The 16,693-nt window shown below is 68.4% G+C and carries 16 protein-coding genes and 1 pseudogene; 9 read left to right on the top strand and 8 right to left on the bottom strand.

The window, feature by feature from the left end; translation table 11 throughout:
* Positions 1–8: 8 nt before the first annotated feature.
* Complete coding sequence (locus ACTMTI_RS08315) at positions 9–1,427, bottom strand: PLP-dependent aminotransferase family protein (RefSeq protein ID WP_441119274.1); 1,419 nt, start codon at positions 1,425–1,427, stop codon at positions 9–11.
* A gap of 79 nt (positions 1,428–1,506) precedes the next feature.
* Between ACTMTI_RS08315 and ACTMTI_RS08310 the strand changes: the two genes are divergently transcribed.
* The 3 genes from ACTMTI_RS08310 to ACTMTI_RS08300 all read left to right on the top strand — a co-directional run bounded on the left by ACTMTI_RS08310 (position 1,507) and on the right by ACTMTI_RS08300 (position 4,842).
* Positions 1,507–2,391, top strand: a complete 885-nt coding sequence (locus tag ACTMTI_RS08310; RefSeq protein WP_441119272.1) for a DMT family transporter — start codon at positions 1,507–1,509, stop codon at positions 2,389–2,391.
* 47 nt (positions 2,392–2,438) lie between these two features.
* The gene (locus tag ACTMTI_RS08305; protein WP_441119270.1) at positions 2,439–3,461 is read left to right on the top strand and encodes a hypothetical protein; all 1,023 of its coding nucleotides are present in this window, start codon (positions 2,439–2,441) and stop codon (positions 3,459–3,461) included.
* Positions 3,462–3,855: 394 nt separating this feature from the next.
* A complete protein-coding gene (locus ACTMTI_RS08300) occupies positions 3,856–4,842 on the top strand; it encodes an NAD-dependent epimerase/dehydratase family protein (protein ID WP_441119269.1) in 987 nt (328 codons plus the stop codon).
* Between the two features lie 11 nt (positions 4,843–4,853).
* Here ACTMTI_RS08300 and ACTMTI_RS08295 read toward each other — a convergent pair whose 3' ends face one another.
* Entirely contained in the window at positions 4,854–5,342 is a 489-nt protein-coding gene (locus tag ACTMTI_RS08295; RefSeq protein ID WP_441119267.1) for a GntR family transcriptional regulator, read from the bottom strand.
* Between the two features lie 41 nt (positions 5,343–5,383).
* On the bottom strand, positions 5,384–5,860 hold the full coding sequence (locus ACTMTI_RS08290) for a GntR family transcriptional regulator (protein ID WP_441119266.1): 477 nt from the start codon (positions 5,858–5,860) through the stop codon (positions 5,384–5,386).
* A gap of 167 nt (positions 5,861–6,027) precedes the next feature.
* On the opposite strand from ACTMTI_RS08290, the gene ACTMTI_RS08285 reads away from it, so the two are divergent.
* Entirely contained in the window at positions 6,028–6,282 is a 255-nt protein-coding gene (locus ACTMTI_RS08285; RefSeq protein WP_441119265.1) for a hypothetical protein, read from the top strand.
* 306 nt (positions 6,283–6,588) lie between these two features.
* Here the strand turns inward: ACTMTI_RS08285 and ACTMTI_RS08280 are convergent, their stop codons facing one another.
* Positions 6,589–7,329 carry a JAB domain-containing protein gene (locus ACTMTI_RS08280; RefSeq protein WP_441119264.1) on the bottom strand — a complete coding sequence of 247 codons (741 nt, stop codon included), beginning with the start codon at positions 7,327–7,329 and terminating at the stop codon, positions 6,589–6,591.
* A 294-nt stretch (positions 7,330–7,623) separates the two neighbouring features.
* On the bottom strand, positions 7,624–8,340 hold the full coding sequence (locus ACTMTI_RS08275; protein WP_441119263.1) for a GntR family transcriptional regulator: 717 nt from the start codon (positions 8,338–8,340) through the stop codon (positions 7,624–7,626).
* A gap of 415 nt (positions 8,341–8,755) precedes the next feature.
* Between ACTMTI_RS08275 and ACTMTI_RS08270 the strand changes: the two genes are divergently transcribed.
* From ACTMTI_RS08270 to ACTMTI_RS08260, 3 genes are all read left to right on the top strand, one after another.
* A complete protein-coding gene (locus ACTMTI_RS08270; protein WP_441119262.1) occupies positions 8,756–9,202 on the top strand; it encodes a GNAT family N-acetyltransferase in 447 nt (148 codons plus the stop codon).
* 235 nt (positions 9,203–9,437) lie between these two features.
* Positions 9,438–10,355, top strand: a complete 918-nt coding sequence (gene dapA / locus ACTMTI_RS08265; protein ID WP_441119261.1) for a 4-hydroxy-tetrahydrodipicolinate synthase — start codon at positions 9,438–9,440, stop codon at positions 10,353–10,355.
* Positions 10,356–10,409: 54 nt separating this feature from the next.
* The gene (locus ACTMTI_RS08260; RefSeq protein ID WP_441119259.1) at positions 10,410–12,095 is read left to right on the top strand and encodes a ribonuclease J; all 1,686 of its coding nucleotides are present in this window, start codon (positions 10,410–10,412) and stop codon (positions 12,093–12,095) included.
* 244 nt (positions 12,096–12,339) lie between these two features.
* Here the strand turns inward: ACTMTI_RS08260 and ACTMTI_RS08255 are convergent, their stop codons facing one another.
* The 3 genes and pseudogenes from ACTMTI_RS08255 to ACTMTI_RS08245 all read right to left on the bottom strand — a co-directional run.
* Positions 12,340–13,116: an ABC transporter permease subunit gene (locus ACTMTI_RS08255; protein ID WP_441119257.1), complete on the bottom strand. Its 777-nt coding sequence runs from the start codon at positions 13,114–13,116 to the stop codon at positions 12,340–12,342.
* 109 nt (positions 13,117–13,225) lie between these two features.
* Positions 13,226–13,990: an ABC transporter permease subunit gene (locus ACTMTI_RS08250; RefSeq protein WP_441119256.1), complete on the bottom strand. Its 765-nt coding sequence runs from the start codon at positions 13,988–13,990 to the stop codon at positions 13,226–13,228.
* 65 nt (positions 13,991–14,055) lie between these two features.
* Positions 14,056–14,709 (bottom strand): annotated as a pseudogene (locus ACTMTI_RS08245) (ABC transporter ATP-binding protein); the annotation flags it as partial.
* A 113-nt stretch (positions 14,710–14,822) separates the two neighbouring features.
* Here ACTMTI_RS08245 and ACTMTI_RS08240 point away from each other — a divergent pair.
* Both ACTMTI_RS08240 and ACTMTI_RS08235 read left to right on the top strand, forming a co-directional pair.
* Complete coding sequence (locus tag ACTMTI_RS08240; RefSeq protein ID WP_441119255.1) at positions 14,823–16,004, top strand: sensor histidine kinase; 1,182 nt, start codon at positions 14,823–14,825, stop codon at positions 16,002–16,004.
* Positions 16,001–16,642, top strand: coding sequence for a response regulator (locus ACTMTI_RS08235; RefSeq protein WP_441119254.1), 642 nt, complete (start codon positions 16,001–16,003; stop codon positions 16,640–16,642). Before ACTMTI_RS08240 ends, ACTMTI_RS08235 begins: the two co-directional genes overlap by 4 nt.
* The last annotated feature ends 51 nt before the right edge of the window (positions 16,643–16,693 follow it).

The raw sequence follows: 16,693 nt of genomic DNA, 5'->3' as shown, positions 1-16,693 counted from the left end.
CATTGTGATCACGCCCGATCGGCTGCGGGCCGTCGCGTGTCGGCAAGGGCCTGGGCGAGTCGCCGTACGCCCTCATGCAGCTCCGGCAGATGCGTGGCGGCGATGTGGGTCACCCTGATCCGCGGCCCTGGCGGCTCGGACGGGTAGTACATCCGGCCCGGGCTCACCAGCACGCCGTTCCGCCGGGCGGCCTCCACCAGCGCGTTCTCGTCGACCTCGGCGGGCAGGCGAAGCCACAGGTGCATCCCGCCGATGGGCAGCAGATGGAGCTCGGCCTCCGGCATGCGCGCCGCCAATGCGGCCGCGAGCGCGTCGCGCCGGGTCCTGATCTCGGCGTGTACGGCCGTCAGGTGCCGTCGCCACGCAGGGGACCCGACGAACTCCAGTGCGGTCTCCTGCAACGGCCGCGCCACGAAGAACGACTCCACGAGCTGGCTGGCCCGCAACCGATGCGCGGCGGGGCCACGGGCGATCACGGCGGCCACCCGCAGGCTCGGCGACAGGATCTTCGTCAGGGAGCCCACGTGCACCACGGTGCCGTGCTGATCCATGGACGCCAGCGACGGCGGCGCGTCCTCGGTCAGGTAGCGGGCGTAGTCGTCCTCGATCACGAACGCCCCCGCCGCCCTGGCCACCTGCAACACCTGCTCGCGGCGCTCGACGGGCAAGGTGGCCCCGGTCGGGTTGTGCAGCGTCGGCTGGCAGAAGAAGACCCGCGCGCCGGTGACGGCGAACGCCTCGGCCAGCAGCTCCGGGCGTACGCCGGCGCTGTCCATGGGTACGGCCGTCGCGCGCAGCCCGGCCGCCTTGGCCGCCGCCAGCGCTCCGGGGTAGGTGGGCGTCTCGACCAGCACCGGCGTGCCCGGGGCGGCCAGGGCCCTGAACGCGTGCGCGAGGGCCGCCTGGCCGCCGCTGACGATCAGCGCGTCGGCCGCGGTCACGTCGCCGCCGGCCTGCGTCGCGAACCACCTGCGCAGCTCCGGCAGGCCCGTGAGGGGCGGCTTGGCCCAGGCGTCAGGGCGGCGTACGGCCCGCGCCGCCGCGGCCCCCAACTGCTTGTCCGGCCGCAGCCCCGGATGCAGGTATCCGCCGGTCAGCGGCACCATCCCGTCGGGAACGGAGGCGAGCAACGCCGCCACAGGGCTCTCGTCGACCACCCGATCGCCGAGGGCGACGGTCTGCCAGGACAGGTCTGCCGTGTCCCGCCCTGTCCTGATCTGGTGAGCCACGAAGGCGCCGCTGCCGGGCTTCGTGACGACCCGGCCCTCGGCCGCGAGCTGACCGATGGCCCGCGACACCGTGACGGGACTGACGTTGTGCCTGCGCATGATCTCCCGGCTGGACGGGAGCCGTGCGCCCGGCCCGAGCTGGGCGGCCTCCTCGCGCAGCATCGCGGCGATCTGAGCGATACTGCTATCGTTGTTCATGAAGGATAAGAATAGCGCTACTGCCCTCGATGGAGTAGCGGTCCCCTCCGCACCGCTCCGGCCGGCCCCGCGGCAGACCGTGGGCGGGGCGCCAGAGCGGGCCCGTCGCCAAGGCACGGCCCTGGCATTCCTCGGCGTCCTGGCCTTCTCCGGCTCCTTCCCGGGGACCGTCTACGCCATGGAGGGCTTCAACCCGTGGCTCGTGGCCACAGGCCGGGCCACCATCGCCGGCGTCATCGCCATGGCCTGCCTGAAAGCCGCCAACCGCCCCCTCCTCCCCCCAAGACACCTCTGGCCCGCGTACGCCCTGATCTCCCTCGGCGTGGTCTTCGGCTTCCCGGTCTTCAGCGGCCTGGCCCTGGACCTCGGCGCCAGCACGGCCCATGCCGCCGTCGTGACGGCCCTCCTCCCGGCCGCCACGGCCGCCTGCGCCGTCGTGAGGGCAGGCGAACGGCCCCGCCCTCTCTTCTGGGTGGCCTGTACGGCAGGCGCCATAGCGATCACCACCTTCACCCTCACCCAGCACCAAGGAACGGCGTCCTGGCCCGACCTCCTCCTTGCCGGGGCCCTCGTGTCGGCGGCGATCGGCTACACGGAAGGCGGCCGCCTCTCCAGGCAGACCCCGGGCTGGCAGGTGATCTCCCACGCCCTCGTCTTCTCCCTCCCCCTGACAGTCCCCGTAACCGCGGCGCTGGCCCTGACGACCCCCATGACCTTCACACCCCAAGCGATCAGCGGATTCGCCTACGTAGCGGTGATCTCCATGTTCCTGGGCTTCTTCCCGTGGTACGAGGGCCTCGCTCGCGGCGGAATCGCCAGGGCCGGACAGACACAGCTGACACAACCCTTGCTGACGCTCGTCTGGGCCTGGTTCCTGATGGGCGAGCGATTCGGCCTGGCCACAGTGGTCGCGGCGCTGGCCGTACTGGTCTGCGTGGCCATCACCCAGCGTGCCCGTACTTGAAAGCCGTGACGCCGCCGCGCAGGATAGGGGAGGAGGTGTCACAAACAATGGCGGACCTCACGATTCCAGAGGGCGGCTTCTGGCCAGCGCCGGAGATCCCGCAGCCCAACATCTATCCCATGGAGTGGCGCGTCGAGACGGAGAAACTCGCCGCCATCTACGAAAAGTCCAAGCGCACGGTCTGGAACCCGGCCGACCTCCCATGGGACGGCCTGAAGCCGGAGGACTTCACCCGGGAACAGCGCCTGGGGATCATGTACTGGTTCGCCGTGCTGGCGAATTTCGACGCCTCGGGGCCGGCCGTCTTCGCCCGCGCCACCATCCAGGCCTTCGAAAAGCACGAAGAGGACCCGGTCAGGAAGTGCTTCTTCTCGATCACCCGCGACGAGATGAACCACGAGGAGTGCTGCCAGCGCACCATCGCCAGACTGTGGCCCGGCGGCCCGCTCAACTGGACCCCGTCGGACGACCTCGAATCGGCGGCCCACAACAACATCGGCTGGCTCTACCACAACGGCGGCCGCTACTGGAACGGCTACACCTCGGCCGTGGGCAAATATTCGCTCCCGGTCCTCTTCACCAGCTTCATGATGGGCGAGATGGCCGCCTCGACGCTCTTCCGAGGCATGGCGTCGGCGACCCACCACCCGGTCTTCAGCGAGATGTTCCACCGCATCGGCCGGGACGAGTCCCGCCATCTGCAAATCTGCATGACGATCCTGGAAAACGAATGGCCGGGCCTCACGGACGACACCCGCGGCCTCATCACCCGCCAGCTCAGAGCGGGCTTCGTCTTCCTCAGCATGATCCTCTGGGAGCCTCCTGGAGGCTTCTGGGATCTCCCGCCGTACTTCCTGCCGAACCACCGCGTCCTCATGGACCACGCCAGGCAGGCGGGGCTGGGCGTGCTGTCGTATGAGGAGCAGGCGGAGAACTGGCGCCTGGCGATGGCCAGGGTCCGCGCCATCGTCGAGCGGTGGGGCATCGCCTTCCCCGCCATTCCCGAGCTGGACCTCGAAGGCGTGCAGGTGGACTTCATCGACCCGGAGGACATCATCCCGGTCTTCTGACATGGCCGCCCATGTGGCCTGGAACGGACGCGCCGCTCTCTGCACGGACGACGCCGGTCCGGCGGGCCTCTCTTCCGGCAGCCACAAGGAGGAGGTGTACGCGAGCGCGGAACGACAGGGGGACGGCCGGCGGCAACCGGCCTGGCCTCTGCCGGCCGCGGCGGTCAGCTGACGACCTATGTCCGCTGCCGGCTCCGTGTCCCCCTTTCGGGTAACCGGCGGTGGCGCGGTGGGCCCGGACGGTGGGGGAGTCCACCGCGACGTTCCAGTCCAGGCGGCTCTCGGCGCCCTGGGGCGGCTTGCACCTCGGTGCGTATCCGTTGCCGGGTGTCATCGGGTCCGCTGTCGGTGAACCCGCCTGGGTGCCCGGTGTCCGGGGTGCTTGAGTGTCGGGATGGAGATCTTGATTCTGGGCGGAACAGCATGGGTGGGCCGGGAGCTGTCGCGGCAGGCGATCGAGCGTGGTCATCGGGTGACGTGCCTCGCGCGCGGCGAAAGCGGGCAGGTCGCGGACGGCGTGACGCTGGTGGCCGCCGACCGGCGCGATCCTTCGGCGTACGATCCGCTGCTCGATCGCGAATGGGATGCGGTCATCGAGGTGTCATGGCAGCCGGGCTTCGTTCGTGAGGCGCTCGACGCGCTGGGCGGCAGGGCCAGGCACTGGGCCTATGTCTCCTCCATCAGCGCCTACGCCTCCCACGCCACGCCCGACGCGGACGAGTCCGCGCCCCTTCTCGCTCCGGCCGACCGAAGCGAGGTCGACCGCGCGCTGTACGGCGAGGCGAAGGTCGCCTGCGAGCAGGCGTCGACGGCCGTCGTGGGCGACCGCCTCCTCATCGCACGCGCCGGTCTCATCGGCGGCCCAGGCGATCACAGCGGACGCTCCGGCTACTGGGTGGCCCGTGCCGCACGCGATCCGCAAGGGCCGATGCTGGTTCCCGATACGCCGGCCAGGCCGACACAGGCGGTCGACGTGCGGGACCTCTCCGCCTGGCTGCTCGACGCCGCGGAGACGGGGCGCACCGGCACCTACGACGCCGTCGGTCCGATCGTTGCGTTCGGAGAGTGGATCGAGCTGTCCCGCAGCATTGGCGGGCACACCGGTCCGGTGGTCACCGCCGATTCGGCATGGCTGCTCGCCAACGGCGTGGCCGAGTACATGGGGGCCGAGTCGCTGCCGATGTGGCTGGTCCAGCCAGGCTGGGAAGGGTGGTCGGCCCGGAACGGGTCTGCGGCGCGCGCCGCGGGGCTCCGTCATCGGCCCCGGGCGGAGCTGCTGGCCGACACGCTGCTCTGGGAACGCGAGCAGGGTCTGGATCGGGCGAGACGTGGCGGCCTCAGCGCCCAGCGCGAGCGCGAGTTGCTCGACGCTCTCGGCTGACTGTCCGCGGATCAATCAGGCTGTTCCTCAGGCCAGCCCGCGGGATCGGACACATGGGTGCCGCGGAGTGGCACCGTGAAGACCCAGCCCTGCTCACGGAGGCGTGAGACAGCCTGACGGGCGGTGACCTTGGCGACGCCGTATTGCCGCATCATCGTCGTCTCGCTCGGTATCGCGCGGCCCGGCCGGAGCTCGCCGCGTCTGATCCGGGCGATGATGTCGTTGGCGATGGTCACATGAATGGCCCTCGTCGGCTTCACGCGTGGCACTCCGAGCGGCCCCACGAATGTGCCCTCGCCTTGCACGGTATGGACGAGCCGACGTCGGCGAAGCTCTCTGGCCACGTTTCGCGCAGTGGTCCGGGCGATGTCGAACTCCGCCTCCATGGCCGCCTCGCTCGGCACCGGTTCGCCGGTCCGCAACCGCCCACTGGTGATCCGCTCTTGAATCACCTCGGCGACCTGGATGTAGAGCGGGACGGGTCCATCGCGGTCGAGCATGCCCATATCGTAGACGTCTCGATACAAGCAGTTGAGTGAAGTCAGGCCTGGGGCCACGACTCCTTTGGGGAGACGTAACTGCCGCGCTGGGCGACGGTGTAGATCCAGCCCTGCTCTCGCAGCAGTGCCATGGCGCGCCGCACCGTTTCGCGGGCGACGCCGTACTCCTTCACGAGTGCCGTCTCGCCTGGTATGGGGCGTCGCGGGAGGAACTTTCCCGCTTTGATGTGATCGGCGATGTCTGTCGCGATTTGCTGGTAGAGCGGCACTTTCCGCTTCTTGCGAGGCGCTTCCGCCGGCGGGCCGACGAAGGCGCCCTCCCCTTGGACCGTGTAGATGAGCCCTTCCTCGCGCAGGACGTGGATCGCGCGTCTGGCGGTGGTTCTGGCGACCCCGAACTCCTGCTGGATGTCGGCCTCGCTCGGCACCGGGTGTCCGGACGAGAGCTCGGAGACTCGGCGCCGAAGGATGTCGGCGACCTGGATGTAGATGTGGGTGTCACCTTCGTAGTCGAGCACGTAGGCAACATAGGCCAAGAGGTGCAAGGAGCCCCATATCGTGCTGTCTATTTAGACAGAGCGCTCGTTACATGTAGACAAGAGATGACGACCAGACCTATGGTTGCGACATGGCCGAACGTTCTCCAAAGCCAATGCCAAGGGAAGACTGGTGTCTCGGAGTTCACGTGCCGGAGCTGCGCCCCGGCTACACGCCGCTGAGGTGGGACCCCATATGGTCGCCCGGCGAACGCGTACGTGTCCGGGAATACACGTGCGACTGTCAGCCGACGTTCTACGAGCTGTGCCAGGCCGGCGGCCTGCGCTTCATCCGCAGGACGCGGCGAAAGGGCGCCGAGATTCTGATCGACGAGTGTGCGCACAGCCGGCATGTCAAAACGATGATCGTGTGGGCCAAGCTGCTGTCGGGGCAGGTCGGATAACGGGGAATGCGCCGCATTCCCGGTGCCGCCGGACCGGGTCGCGGCCCTCGCCGGCCGCACCATCGCGCCGAGGTCGCGGGGCCCTGTCGCTGCGGCGCCGCAGCCGTGTGACGTCGGCGGTCCTTCGCGCAACCCCAGGCGAGGCGCTCCGGTCAGGGAACCGTCGACGCGACCGGATGCGCTCCGCCTGGGATCTGCGCGGAAACCATGGGCGTGGTCCCGCACCCACCAGGAGGCGCGGGACCACACCTATGACGAGTTATGGCCGGCTGACGTCCGTAACGGCCTACCCGCGCGATTAGGTTCTCATGGTCGTCTCTTGGAAAACTGCTGTTCGGCGCTATGCGCGGGATCATTCCCTTTGGGGTTCGGTGGGCAGGTGGAAGGCGATTGGATGGGGATTCGCCGCCAGGCGGCGTCCGTGATGATCAGGTGGTCGAGAAGCCGGAGCCCGACCGTCTCGGCGGCCTCGAGGAGGCGCGTAGTGGCCACCAGGTCGGCCGGGCTCGGGTCGAGGGAGCCGCTCGGGTGGTTGTGGGCGAGGCCGAACATCGCCCCGCCGGTGGTGAGGACCTCCGTGATCACCTCCCGGACCGGCATGGCCGTCTGGTCGGCGCCGCCCTCGGTCACCACCGAGCGTTTCAGCACCCGGCCGCCGGTGTCGCACACCACCATGACCAGCCGCTCCTGCGTATGGCCGCGCAGCAGCGGGGCGCAGTGGTCGGCCAGCTCCGTCGTGCTGGTGATGCGTTCGCGCTCGGGCCAGGCCTCCGCGCGCCGTGCGAGATGGAAGGCCGCGGCCACGCGCGCGGCCTTGGCCGGGCCGACGCCGGGCACGGTGAGCAGCCGGTGCGGGTCGGAACGTCCCAGTCCGTCCAGGTCTCCGCAGTGTTTGATCACCTGGGCCGCCAGGTCGAGGGCACTCGACCCGCGAAAACCCGATCCGAGCAGCACCGCCAGCAGCTCCCGATCCGCGAGGGCGCTCGCGCCTCTGGACATGAGCCGTTCGCGTGGCCGGTCGTGCTTGGACAGATCTTTCACTCGCATCGGCACCTCCGCGACCGTTGTATCAGCGCGCACCGACAATCTCTGACCTGCGCGTTCATCGGCAAAGGAGGCGTCTTTCGCCGCCGAACGGGCGGAAGGCCGCGTCTACGGGCGCATCGCTTCGGTGATGGCCGCGGCGGCCCGGCTGGTCGTCTGATCGGGCAGCCGGCGCTTCGGGTGCGGATCGGTGCGTGGCGCTGGGTCCCGGCCGGGCCGATCGCGCAGCAGTCCGCCGCCGCCCGGGACGGTGTGCGGCTCCGGGCGACGAGGCGGGTTCGCCCGGAGCCTGCCGTCCTAGACGGGCATGCTGTACGTGACCCGGAAGCGGTCGCCGGGGATGACGATGTCGCTGGTCTCCACCGGACGGTCGCCGGCCCAGTGCGTACGCTCGACGTGCAGAACGTGAACGCCGGCCGCCAGGTCGAGCGCGTCGCTCTCCACGGGGCGAGGCACGCGGGTGTGCACGCTCTCGACGATCTCAGTGATCTTTATGCCATGCGCGTACATCCTCGCGACCAGACTCCGCCGTTCCTCCTCCGAGTGGGCGGCGAAGTCCCTCGGCTCATAGGACGTGGCGAGTTGGAGCGGTCTGCCGTCGCCGCGGAAGACGTAATGGGTCTTCGTGAGCGTGGTCGACTCCTTGACGCGCAGCCGTCTGGCGATGTCGGGATCCGCTTCGGCCGGTTCGCTGTGCCAGTCCCAGGTCACGCGTCTGCCCTGCGACTGCAGATCTGCCGCGAACGGGGCAGGATGATCGAGGAAGCGCCATCGGTGAAGTGGTGTCAGGTCGGGGCGTTCCCTGACGTAATGGCCCGACCCTACGCGGCCGATGATGAGCCCTTCGCCTGCGAGCACGCGGAGCGCGTGACGGGCGGCGGTCTCGCCGACCTGATATTTGCGGGTCAGCTGCGCCCGTGAGGGAATGGGCGCGCCGGGGAGAAGGCTGCCGTCGGTGATCTGTCGCCGGATGTCTTCGACGACACGCAGGTAGACCGGATCTGAGGTGGCCACTAGTCCATCCCTGGGGGTTCGTGTGAAGCGTTGCCCCATGTTGCCGTATTCGGCAGGTAACCGACCGTCATCGAAGGTTGCTGGAGCCCCAACTTTGCGATGACGGAAAATTATCGGCGAAACGCTGTAACGCCGGAGTAAGGCGGGCCGATTCTCCGATAGAGGTCGTCGATGTGTGTACCCCCGAGCACATATCGGCGACCTCTTCCAATCTCCGCCCCGGTTCGGGGCGTGCTGTCCGGTTCGTCGTGATCGGGCCTGAGTGCTGATGGCCTGTCAGTGGTCATCCCGTATCACCGCGGAGTGGCCGTGTCCCAGATGGCCAACTTTCTCCTAGGTTGTGGCGCGCGTCCCTGTGTCGCCGACCGGCGCCAGGGGCTGCCCCCTTCGGGCTGTGCCACCTTGAGGAGATCTCGTGATCAGCATCGGCAAGCTGCTTCCGTCGGACCGGGTCGCCTGGGAAGGCTTGTTCCGCGCGTACATCGACTTCTACCGGCGGGTCGAGTCGGACGATATGTACGACAGGGCGTGGCGCGAATTCCGGGCGGACACCCGGCTGCATGCCTTCGGGGCCAGGTTGGACGGGAGGCTCGTCGGGATCACGCATTTCCTCACCCACGGCAGCACGTCGGCGCCCGACACCGATGTCTGCTACCTGCAGGACCTGTTCACCGCTGCGGACGTGCGCGGCCGGGGCGTGGCGCACGCGTTGATCGAGGCCGTGACCGGGTGGGCGCGGGAGCGTGGCTGCTCGCGCGTGTACTGGAACACGCACGAGTCGAACAGCACGGCCCGGCTGTTGTACGACAAAGTCGCCGAGAACCGGGGCTTCATCAGGTACGACATCGACCTTTCGCGATAGGGCCTTCCGGCGGCTCCTGCGGACGGCGACCCTGCACTGCCGAAGTAGGCGGGACACTGCGGTGACATCGCGGGAGCCGGCCCCTCGGCGTCATCGCCGGCGGTCTGGTCAAGGCGCTCGGCGTCCGAAGCGTGGTCGCCGAGATGCCGGCGAACGGGGGCGAAGAGCGGCTCCAGGCAGGCAAAGCGGGGTGGCGGCGTCCAATGGATTTCCGAATCCAGGTAGCGTTCGCATTATGGCATCGCCAACTGGAACCACCGAGGCACCCTTCGGCCGTATGCTGACCGCGATGGTCACGCCGTTCACTTCCGACGGCGAGGTCGATTATGTGGCTGTGCGCCGTCTTGCCACCTATCTGGTGGATGAGCAGCGCAACGATGGCCTGATCGTCAACGGGACGACCGGTGAGTCGCCCACCACCTCGGACGAGGAAAAGCAGCGCATCGTCAGCGCCGTCCTCGACGCGGTCGGTGACCGCGCGACCGTGGTGGCAGGGGCGGGCACCAATGACACTCGTCACAGTGTCGAGCTCGCGAAGCAGGCAGCGCGTGCCGGAGCGCACGGGTTGCTGGTAGTGACGCCGTATTACAACAAGCCTCCGCAGGAGGGGTTGTACCGGCACTTCACCGCCGTCGCCGACGCGACCGGCCTGCCCGTGATGCTCTATGACATACCGGGGCGCAGTGGCGTACCGATCAAAACCGAGACTCTGATCCGGTTGGCGCAGCACGAGCGCATCGTGGCCGTGAAGGACGCCAAGGGCGACCTGTTCGCCGGCAGCCAGGTGATGGCGGCGACGGATCTCGCCTTCTACTCCGGCGACGACCTGCTCAATCTCGCCTGGCTCTCCCTCGGCGCGGCCGGGTTCGTCAGTGTTGTTGGTCATGTGGTGGGCGCCGAGCTGGCGCGCATGATCCACCTGCACAAGAACGGCGACGCCGCCCAGGCGCGAGCCATACACGGCCAGGTGGCTCCTGTAGTAGACGGGATCATGATGCGCGCCGGTGGCGCGATCATGGCGAAGGCGGCACTGAGCATGGTCGGCGTACCGGCGGGTCCGGTACGGCTGCCGCTCGTGGACGCCACGGAACAGCAAATCGCCGAGCTGCGTGCTTGCCTGGTAGCCGGCGGGGTGAAGTTGACAGACGCATAAGAACGGGGAGGAACCGGAAGTTTTGAGCACACGATTTGACCACAGGGGCCAGGTATGAGCCATCCACATCCTGAGCTCGGCCCCCCGCCAATGCTGCCCGAGGGCGGCCTGCGCATCGTCGCACTCGGCGGGCTAGGGGAAATCGGCAGGAACATGGCCGTCTTCGAATATGGCGGACGTCTGCTGATCGTCGACTGCGGGGTGTTGTTCCCCGAGCCGGAGCAGCCGGGCGTCGACCTCATCCTGCCCGACTTCGAATACATCAGGGACCGGCTCGACGACGTCGAGGCCGTCGTCCTGACGCACGCCCACGAAGACCACATCGGGGCGGTGCCGTACCTGTTGCGCGAACGGCGCAACATCCCGCTCGTCGGGTCCAAGCTCACGCTTGCCCTGATCGAGGCCAAGCTCACCGAGCACCGGATCCAGCCGACCAAGGTCCAGGTCGTCGAGGGCGAACGGCACGTCTTCGGGCCATTCGACTGCGAATTCCTCGCGGTCAACCACTCGATCCCCGACGCGCTGGCCGTGGCGATCAGGACACCCGCGGGCATCGTCCTGCACACCGGCGACTTCCGCATGGACCAGTTGCCGAGCGACGGCCGCCTCACCGACCTCGGCGGGTTCGCCAGGCTCGGCACCGAGGGCGTCGATCTGCTGATGTCCGACTCCACCAACGCCGAGGTGCCGGGATTCGTCACCAGCGAGCGGGAGATCGGGCCGGTCATCGATGAGGTGATCCGCACCTCCGAACAGCGGGTCATCGTGGCCAGTTTCGCCTCGCACGTACACCGCATCCAGCAGGTCATGGACGCTGCCGCCAAGCACGGCCGCAAGGTCGCCCTGGTCGGCCGCTCCATGGTGCGCAACATGGGCGTGGCCCGGGACCTCGGCTATCTCAACGTGCCGCCGGGCCTGATCGTCGACTCGCGCGACATCGAGGAGTGGCCGCCGCAGGACGTGATGCTGGTCTGCACCGGCTCCCAGGGCGAGCCGATGGCGGCGCTGTCCAGGATGGCCAACCGCGATCACCCGATCCGCATCGCCGCGGGCGACACCGTGCTCATGGCCTCGTCGCTGGTGCCGGGGAACGAGACCGCGGTCAACAAGGTGATCAACGGACTGACCAGGTGGGGCGCCCGCGTCGTGCACAAGGGCAACGCCAAGGTGCACGTCTCCGGCCACGCGGCCGCGGGCGAATTGCTCTATGTCCTCAACCTCACCCGCCCCTCGAACTTCATGCCCGTGCACGGCGAGTGGCGGCACCTGCGCGCACACGCCAAGCTCGCCGCCCTCACCGGCGTCCCCGAGGATCACATCGTGATCGCCGAGGATGGCGTCGTGGTCGACCTGGTCGACGGCCGGGCGAAGATCGTCGGCGCGGTTCACGCCGGGTACGTCTACGTGGACGGCACGTCGGTGGGTGAGATCACCGACGTCTCTCTGAAGGACCGCAGGATCCTGGGCGACGAGGGGTTCATCTCCGTGGTCGTCGTGGTCGACTCCAACACGGGCAAGCTCACCGCGGGCCCGGAGATCCACGCACGCGGGTCCGGCATCGATCCCCTGCAGTTCGAGGAGTTCATCCCGCAGATCCAAAGGGCCCTCGAGGAGAAGGCCGCGGACGGCGTGATCGACGTACAGGAGATCCGCCGGGTGGTCCGGCGCACGGTGGGGCGGTGGGTGAGCGACACCTATCGCCGCCGACCCATGATCATCCCTGTGGTGCTCGAGGTCTGAGTCTCCTGGTGGTACGGCAGGCGTCCCCCGTCTGCCGTACCGGCGGAAGTCCAGGTCGGCGGCGCGCGTTTGCCACCATGGCCGCTCGGGGTGGCCGGGGCCGCTTCATGCCTATTGTCACCACGGCCATTCGGGGGGCCGGGGGCTGCTTCATGCCCCATTGCCACCACGGCCATTCAGGGTGGCCGGGGGCTGCTTCATGCCCATCGGGGGACCGGGCCTTGGGGACTTTCGGAGGAATGTCTTAGACGTCCCTCCTGCGGACCAGCCAAGCGGCGGCCACCAAGGGCAATGCCGCGTAGGCGGCCAGGACCGCGGCGGCCGCTGCGGGAGGCAGCAGCGAGCCGTACACCGACGAGGCGTTGCTCTCGCCGATGATCTGGCGGGGGAGCCCGCCGATCATGATCGAGCCCAGGCGTTCGCTCCAAGGCTCCGGGATGTTGCCAATGACGATCGGGATCACGTAGACGAGCCCCGCCATGATGGCGATCGCTCCTGCGGCGGAGCGGAAAAGGGCGCCCAGGCCCAGGCCGAGCAGGGCGAACACCGGGACGGTGAGGCTGGTGGCGGCCAGCAGCGGGAGCTTGTCCAGGATCGGGGTGGCGTACGCGCCCGAGAACCGGTCGCCGAGCACCCATCGTGAGACGAGGTAGGTTCCGAAGACCGTTGCCGGGCCGATGATCAAACCAAGCGTGCCCACGATCGCGGCCTTGGCGGCGAGCACGGGCCAGCGGCGGGGGACGAGGGTCAGGGTCGTTCTGATCAAACCGGTCACGTATTCCGAGGCCATGACCAGCGTGCCCAGGATGCCCATGCACAGCTGGGGCAGGATCACCACCACTTCCTCCAGCTCCGCGATCCTGGCGCTTGGCCGTTGGTCAGGCGGAGCGCTGTCGTACATGCCGGCGGCCATCACGGCGAGCGCCAGGCCGAGGAGGACGGCGCCGAGACTGAGGCCGAGGATCAGGTACGTCGAGCGCACAGAGCGCACCTTCAGCCATTCGGACGCGAGAACGCTCATGTGCGCATCCATTCCGTGCCGGGAAGGCACACGCGTTTCGCCGAGTCGAGAGCGGTCCGGCGTCCCTTCGGGCTGCGGAGAGGCACGCGGCTCGCCGCACTGTGAGCAGTCATGCGTCTCTCCTCGTGAGCTGGTAGTAGCCGATGGCCAGGGTGATGAGGGGGTAGGCGACGAGGACGGCGAGTGCGGCCCATGGGGGAAGGAAACCGTCGCCGAGCCGGGACGAGAGCCGCTGATCCGCTATCTGAGGGACCAGATTCGGCAGGAGCAGCGTGGCCACGCGAGTGTTCCAGGGCGGCGGTAGGTAGTTGACGACGCCGGGCAGCACGAACAGCAGGGCCACCACCGACACGATCGCCCCCGCCGCAGAGCGGATGGCGGCGCCGAGGCCGAGGCCCACCAGTGCCAGCGCGGTCACCGACAGGCCCGAGGCGACGAGCATCGGCAGGTCGTCGGCGAAGGAGGTGGTGTTGAATCCCAACTGGCGGCCGGTGGCGATCAGGCGGCTCGCACAGTAGGTGACGAGGAGGATGAAATTGGCGGCAACGAACGTCGCGGCGCCCACGATGCCGGCTTTGGCGAGGAGTAATGTGCCGCGTCGCGGGACGGCGGTGAGGCTCGGGCGGATGGTGCCCGTGGCGTACTCGGCAGTGATCGCGAGCACGCCGAGGACCGCAAGACTGATCTGGATGAGCGGAAGGAAGCCTTCCTCCGGCGCCGCTGCCCGCAGCGATCCTCGTTTGTCGGCGAGGTCGCTCACGTAGAGAGTCCACACCACGCCCAGGACCACGGTGAGGGCCGCCGTGCCGATCGCGTGATAGGTCGAGGTGACCGAGCGCAGCTTCAGCCACTCGGCGGAGAGGACTGCTTTCATCGTGCCCCCGCTCCGTACTGGACGCTTCCAGCGGTAAGTGCCATGTAGGCGTCTTCAAGTGATGGATAGCGCGCGGTCAGTTCGGCGACGGTGGCTTCGGCGATCAGCTTGCCGCGGCCGACGATGACGATGCGCTCGGCGGTGAGGGCCATTTCGCTCATGAGGTGGCTGGAGAGCAGGATCGTCCTGCCTTCGGCGGCCAGTGAGCGCATGAGGTCGCGGATCCAGCGCACGCCGTCGGGGTCCAGGCCGTTGACGGGCTCGTCGAACATCAGCACGCCGGGGTCGCCGAGCAGGGCGGCGGCGATCCCTAACCGCTGCTTCATGCCCAGGGAGAATCCGCCGACTCGTTTGCGGGCGACGCCTGCCAGGCCGACCTGCTCCAGCACCTCGGACACCCGCGTGGGGCCGATGCCGTTGGTGAGGGCCAGGCAGAGCAGGTGGTTGTAGGCGCTGCGCCCGCCGTGGACGGCGCCGGCGTCGAGTAGCGCGCCCACCACGTGCATGGGCCTGCTGAGCGAGGTGTAGCGGCGCCCGTTGACCAGCGCCTGGCCGGAGGTCGGGGCGTCGAGGCCGAGAATCAGGCGCATCGTGGTGGACTTGCCGGCACCGTTGGGGCCGAGGAAGCCGGTCACGTGGCCGGGCTGGACCTTGAAGGACAGATCGTCTACGGCGAGGGTGTCGCCGTAGCGTTTGGTGAGGCGTTGGAGTTGGATCACGTCGTAAAGGATGCGGCGCGGAGGGCGGTCGGCGCGTCGGACTACGGTTCGAATCTCAAGGTCAGACCGTAGGTTGACGCGGGCCGGCCGCGGCTGACGCTACGGTTCAACGCGTGGACGACACCCACCCCTTCTTCGCCAGGCGCCTGAGTCGCGGCCAGCTGATCATCCTTGATCTGGTGGCGGGATTGGTCTTCGCCTTCGTGTCTTTCACGTCGGTGGCCAACGCGACGGCCCTGCCGCCCTGGGTGCGGATCGCCCTTCCGCTGGGGCTGGGGTTGCCGCTGACCGTGCGGAGACTGACGCCCTTGCCGGTCTTCTGCTTCACACTGGTGCTCGCCATCGCCGCCACGGTGGCGGGTGTCGCCGATCTGGCCTACCTCGCGCCCGCGTACGCGCTCTATGTCGTTGCTCTGTCCGACAGGGCCGGAGTTCTGGTGCCGACGTCGGCGATCGGGGCGTTAAGCATCGTGACCGTCTTCGGATTGGCGCTTGCGGGGGCGCCGCGACAGGGCGCTCCGGAGTGGCTGCTGCACCTGGACCAGCCGCTTATGGGGATCGCCGCGCTGGGAGGTGCTTGGACGATCGGGCGGGCCGTGCACGAGCGCAGGTTCTACGCGGCGCGTGATGCCGAGCGGCTGGCGGCACAGGCGGTGACGGAGGAGCGGTTACGCATCGCGCGCGAGCTGCACGACGTGGTCGCGCACAGCGTGGGGCTGATCGCGGTCAAGGCGGGCGTGGCCAACCACGTGATGGCGACCAGGCCGGAGGAGGCGCACGACGCTCTGCGGGTGATCGAGACGGCCAGCCGGAGCGCATTGGTGGAGATGCGCCACTTGCTCGGCGTGCTGAGATCCGCGGACGCACCTGATCTCGTGCCGGCCCCGGGACTGGCCGGACTTGAAGGCTTGGTGCATCAAGCGCGGTTGGCGGGGGTCGAGGTGCAGTTCGAGGTCCGGACGGGGGATGGCGGTCGGGCTTTCGGGGAAGAGCGGCTGCCTGAAGGTGTGGAGTTGTCGGTTTATCGCATCGTGCAGGAGGCGCTCACCAATGTCGTCAAGCATGCCGCGCCTGCGCGTTGCCGGGTGTCCGTGGTCGCGGACGGGAAGGAGGTGCGGATCGAGGTGGTCGACGACGGGCCAGGGAGACGTACGTTGCCGTCGGAGGGTGCCGGGCATGGGCTGATCGGGATGCGGGAGCGGGTCATGATGTACGGCGGAACGTTCGAGGCGGCGGGCCTTCCCGGACGCGGGTTCCGGGTCTTCGCACGGCTGCCGTACGGGGAGGTTTCATGATCCGGGTGGTCGTGGCGGACGATCAGGCGCTGCTCAGGGGGAGTTTCCGGGTGCTGGTCGACTCCGAGCCCGACTTCGCCGTGGTGGGTGAAGCGGCGACCGGGGCGGAAGCCGTGTCCGTTGTCCTGGAACAGCGGCCCGACGTCGTGCTCATGGATGTTCGCATGCCGGAAATGGACGGCATCGAGGCTACTCGCCGCATCAAGGATGTATCGCGAGTTCTTGTGGTGACCATGTTCGACCTGGACGCATACGTTTATGACGCCCTTCGGGCCGGGGCCAGCGGGTTCCTGCTCAAGGACACGCCGCCTGCCGATTTGCTGGCCGCCATCCGGGTGGTCGCGGGCGGGGAGGCGCTGCTGGCTCCTACGGTCACGCGCAGGTTGATCGAGCAGTTCGCCCGTACGCCGGTCGTGCCACGGGTGAAAGGCTTGGACGGGGTGACGGAGCGGGAGCGTGAAGTGCTGACGTTGATCGCGCGTGGGTTGTCCAATAATGAAATTGCTGATCATCTTCAGCTGAGTTTGGCCACGGTGAAGACGCATATCACGCGGTTGCTGGCCAAGTTGGAGGCTCGTGATCGGGCTCAGCTGGTCATTGCCGCGTATGAGAGTGGGCTGGTTTCTGCTGCGGGTTGATCTCCGCTGTGTTCCTGGCGGCTGACCGTGTGAGCCCCCGGGGGTTGTCGA

The organism is Nonomuraea sp. H19, assembly GCF_052068215.1.
Lineage (GTDB): Bacteria > Actinomycetota > Actinomycetes > Streptosporangiales > Streptosporangiaceae > Nonomuraea.
The sequence above is the reverse complement of the archived record's forward strand: the minus strand, read 5'-3'. Positions and strand labels throughout refer to the sequence as shown.

Coding starts and splice junctions, on each gene's coding strand:
- ACTMTI_RS08315 (WP_441119274.1), bottom strand. CDS start 1,427: ATGAACAACGATAGCAGTATCGCTCAGATCGCCGCGATGCTGCGCGAG.
- ACTMTI_RS08305 (WP_441119270.1), top strand. CDS start 2,439: ATGGCGGACCTCACGATTCCAGAGGGCGGCTTCTGGCCAGCGCCGGAG.
- ACTMTI_RS08300 (WP_441119269.1), top strand. CDS start 3,856: ATGGAGATCTTGATTCTGGGCGGAACAGCATGGGTGGGCCGGGAGCTG.
- ACTMTI_RS08295 (WP_441119267.1), bottom strand. CDS start 5,342: ATGCTCGACCGCGATGGACCCGTCCCGCTCTACATCCAGGTCGCCGAG.
- ACTMTI_RS08280 (WP_441119264.1), bottom strand. CDS start 7,329: ATGCGAGTGAAAGATCTGTCCAAGCACGACCGGCCACGCGAACGGCTC.
- dapA (WP_441119261.1), top strand. CDS start 9,438: ATGGCATCGCCAACTGGAACCACCGAGGCACCCTTCGGCCGTATGCTG.
- ACTMTI_RS08260 (WP_441119259.1), top strand. CDS start 10,410: ATGAGCCATCCACATCCTGAGCTCGGCCCCCCGCCAATGCTGCCCGAG.
- ACTMTI_RS08255 (WP_441119257.1), bottom strand. CDS start 13,116: ATGAGCGTTCTCGCGTCCGAATGGCTGAAGGTGCGCTCTGTGCGCTCG.
- ACTMTI_RS08250 (WP_441119256.1), bottom strand. CDS start 13,990: ATGAAAGCAGTCCTCTCCGCCGAGTGGCTGAAGCTGCGCTCGGTCACC.
- ACTMTI_RS08235 (WP_441119254.1), top strand. CDS start 16,001: ATGATCCGGGTGGTCGTGGCGGACGATCAGGCGCTGCTCAGGGGGAGT.